Genomic DNA, 3,592 nt, shown 5'->3' on the forward strand with positions numbered 1-3,592 from the left:
AATGCCACCTATGTCGGTTTTACCGGAACCCCCGTTGACGCCACACTCGATGTCTTTGGTAGTGAACAAGATTCAAGGCGTTGATTTTTCCAAAAAGTTTAAAGCCATTGTGGATAAATACAATGAGCGCAAAGAGGATGATACCTTAAGAAGTGAAGTCATGGATGACTTTGCCGATGAAATTATTGGCCTATATAATGCCATGAGGAAAGAGAAAGAGTCCTATGCTGATCTTGGTATTGATTTCGAAGAAAAGGCTTTTTACGATATTCTCAAAGCACTCGCTCATAAGTATGACTTTAATTACCCCGAAGATAAGCTCCTTGCGCTTGCCGGGAAGGTGAAAATAGTCGTGGATGATAAGGCTAAATATACCGACTGGAGCCAGAGGGATGATATTAAGGCGGAGTTGAAGGCTGATCTGATTATTCTGCTCGCTGAAAATGATTATCCACCTGTAGACCGTGATGAAGTGTACAAAGAGATATTTGAACAGGCCGAGAATTTTAAGCGGAATCAGGGTGTGATCTAATTCAATATGCTTCATTCAATGAACTGACCGAAATAAATTCCGGATTGATTGTGTCATTGTCAACAACGGTAAAAAAATGTTAACAAAATGACTGAAATGTTTTAAATGATTGTTGTTACCAGTTGGTACTTGAATTCGTATCTTTTTAGCTTCAAGTATACTTTTATAGATATAACCCCCTCCCTCTGGGAGGAAATCAAAGGAGTCCTTATTATGTTTACTCTTCCCATTAAAGGCAGTGATGCAGTTTATACGGTCAATCCTTCTAAAATCATCTGTGTGGGCCGCAATTATCTGGAACATGTGAAAGAAGGCGCTCTGATTCATGGAGTAGGTGAAGTGATAGAGGTTCCATCTGAGCCCATACTTTTCCCCAAATTCCCCAATACACTTCTGCCTCCCGATGGGGATATTGAGCTGCCCCTGATTATCGGGGACTATGATTTTGAAGCCCGGACAGATTATGAGGGGGAGCTGGCTATAATCATCGGCAAAGACTGCAAACATGTGGCCGAAGAGGAGGCCTATTCTGTGATTTACGGCTTTACCTGTCTATTGGATATCAGTCAGAGGAATATTCAGAACGGAGACCGCTCGGGCTGGTTTCGGGGCAAGTCTTTTGATACCTTTGCCCCCCTGGGGCCTGTTGTTGTTCCGATAGATCAGATGGAAGATCCCCAGTCTCTGAGTCTTGAAACAAGACTGAACGGCCGGGTTGTCCAGCAGGGGAATACGGAGCAGATGATTTTTCCTCTTAAAACTCTGATTGCCTATATTTCCAGAAACTTCAGCCTCAAGACGGGGGATATTATTGCCACAGGGACTCCCAGTGGTGTGGGGCCCCTTAAAGAGGGTGACACCATTGAGGTGGAGATTGAGAAGATCGGGTGTTTGAAGAATCAGGTGGTACAGGAGAGTCTGTAGAGGCTACAGCTTCAGGCAGTCCAGGTCTCAACGGTGGATCATGGGCCACTCGGATTCAGGCAGAGCATCCTGAATAATGTATATTATTACCCCCTCAGTTTTAAAAAATAATATAGAATATCCTTATGAAAACATTAGATATTGATACAGAAAGTTGTACACAATGTACCCTCTGCATAAAAGAGTGCCCCTCTCGGGCACTCAAACAAAATTCTGAAGGATTTCCTGAGTTTATAAAGGAGAGCTGCCTGAAATGTCAGCACTGCCTGGCCATCTGCCCTGAAGGATCCCTTTCCATCTATGGATATAAACCGGAAGATAGTCAGGTACTATCTAAAGAGTCATTACCAGATCTTAATCAGATAGAATTATTGATGAAAGGGCGACGGTCCACCCGCTTTTATAAGGACGCTGAGATTCCCCGTGATGAGATCGCAAGGTTGCTGGACATAGCCTACCATGCCCCTACGGGTAAAAATAACCAAACTATCAGCTTCCGTGTTGTATATACCCGCCGACAAATGACTGTTTTCAGGGAGTCCTTTTACAATATTCTTGAACAGGCCATTGAAAAAGGGATGATGAGCGAGGAGAGCCGTTTTTTAACTGCTCTAGTGAAGGCTTACCGGGAGAAAAACAATGATGTCTTCTTCCGAAATGCACCCCATTTATTAGTGGCTGTCGGCAGTGAAGAGGCAGCCATTGTCCATACGGATGCCATAATTGCATCTTCCTATTTTGAACTGGCAACGGCAGCTGCCGGGTATGGTGCCTTGTGGAATGGATATATCAGTCATGCCATCAATACTGTCCCGGCACTAAAAGAACTCCTGAAGCTCAAAAAGCATGAAGTATTCTCTTATGCCCTCTGTTTTGGTATACCCGATGTGTCTTTTAAACGTACCGTGCAGCGGGGAACCGTGGTAGTGGAGGTCTTGTAAGGGCAGCGGCAGCCCAGTTCATTAGATGTTCCCCATCAGTTCAGATTCAAAGAATCCTTAATTTCCAGCAACTTTTTGTATGTATCGGCTTCTACTTCTTCGAAAACTTCTATTCCCGAGCTTTCAAGGGCCGATCTTCCTTCAATGCTTTTGTTGAGCGACAAAAGTGTTTCTTTCAATGTCTCTATTACAGAAGGCTCAAGGTTTTTATTGGCGATAAAAGGACCAAGAGGAAAAGGTTCTGAAGTCTTAAAAACAGTAAGCGCGGATTTAACGGCTTCCGGTTGATCATTGAATATGAATGATGCGGAAACCCCTGCGTCGGCGGTCCGATTCAAAACGGAGAGTATGAGTGAATCCTGTTTTGAAATGATAATGGTTTTTTCGAAATCAGAATCGGAATATATTCCCTGTTTTTTAAAAATGTAATGGGGAATGAGATAGGAGCTTGTTGAGTAAGGATCACCCAGAGCAATGACTTTCCCTTTAAGACCCTCTATGTTATTTATACCGCTGTCTTTCCTGGCAAAAAAATAGGTTCTGTATTCACGTGAATTTTCAATCCTTCTTGCGGCAATGAGAATAACAGAATCATAAGGCAGTATCCTCAGATAGGAATACGCGTTAATGATACCAAAATCGATTTCCTGATTGATATAAGCCTTCTGCATCTCTGAAAAAGTCTTTTTACTGACAAATTCTATATCTGCATTCAGCGCTTCTGAAATGATATTCATAATGGGTTTCATCCGTCCTATTAATAGTTCCGGATTTTGACTTGAGGAGTAACCGAGTCTGTATGTTGGTCTGGTCTCTGATACCACAGGCTGAGAGAGTAGAATTAATAAAATGAAAGTTGTGATAAAACGAAGCAGCCCCCTATTTAATTTTTTCATAATTCTTCTTGCACCATCCGTCCCTGTAGATTTAAAAATTCCTTCATAGCATTAATAGATGAGAAGAAGTTTTTAGCAATATAGGCTATGTGATTGTTGATCTTTGAAAAATATGAAATAAGATCAAGGTGAACCGAAGATGTTGCAATGGACTCAGCCTTTCCTATAGATAAACTGAAAAACTTTCAGCAGCTCTGGTTTATAAGCATTACCCCGTATGGTCGGGATATAGAACCCCGGGTTCCCTCTTATTCTGGAGTGATCGAGTGTACTGGGAAATTGAGTGCCCTGATGGGGAA

At 42.4% G+C, this 3,592-nt stretch carries 4 protein-coding genes; 3 read left to right on the forward strand and 1 reads right to left on the reverse strand.

Going from position 1 to position 3,592, the window contains the following annotated elements:
• The 3 genes from PF479_RS08650 to PF479_RS08660 all read left to right on the forward strand — a co-directional run.
• On the forward strand, window positions 1–532 hold a 532-nt coding region (locus PF479_RS08650; RefSeq protein WP_298004978.1), incomplete at its 5' end, for a type I restriction enzyme endonuclease domain-containing protein.
• A gap of 213 nt (window positions 533–745) precedes the next feature.
• The gene (locus PF479_RS08655; protein WP_298004981.1) at window positions 746–1,456 is read left to right on the forward strand and encodes a fumarylacetoacetate hydrolase family protein; all 711 of its coding nucleotides are present in this window, start codon (window positions 746–748) and stop codon (window positions 1,454–1,456) included.
• 125 nt (window positions 1,457–1,581) lie between these two features.
• Window positions 1,582–2,397 (forward strand): nitroreductase family protein, encoded by an 816-nt coding sequence (locus tag PF479_RS08660; RefSeq protein WP_298004984.1) that lies wholly within the window; start codon window positions 1,582–1,584, stop codon window positions 2,395–2,397.
• Between the two features lie 35 nt (window positions 2,398–2,432).
• Here PF479_RS08660 and PF479_RS08665 read toward each other — a convergent pair whose 3' ends face one another.
• Window positions 2,433–3,293 carry a phosphate/phosphite/phosphonate ABC transporter substrate-binding protein gene (locus PF479_RS08665; RefSeq protein WP_298004985.1) on the reverse strand — a complete coding sequence of 287 codons (861 nt, stop codon included), beginning with the start codon at window positions 3,291–3,293 and terminating at the stop codon, window positions 2,433–2,435.
• Window positions 3,294–3,592 lie beyond the last annotated feature (299 nt).

Origin of the sequence: Oceanispirochaeta sp. (assembly GCF_027859075.1) — a bacterium.
Lineage (GTDB): Bacteria > Spirochaetota > Spirochaetia > DSM-2461 > DSM-2461 > Oceanispirochaeta.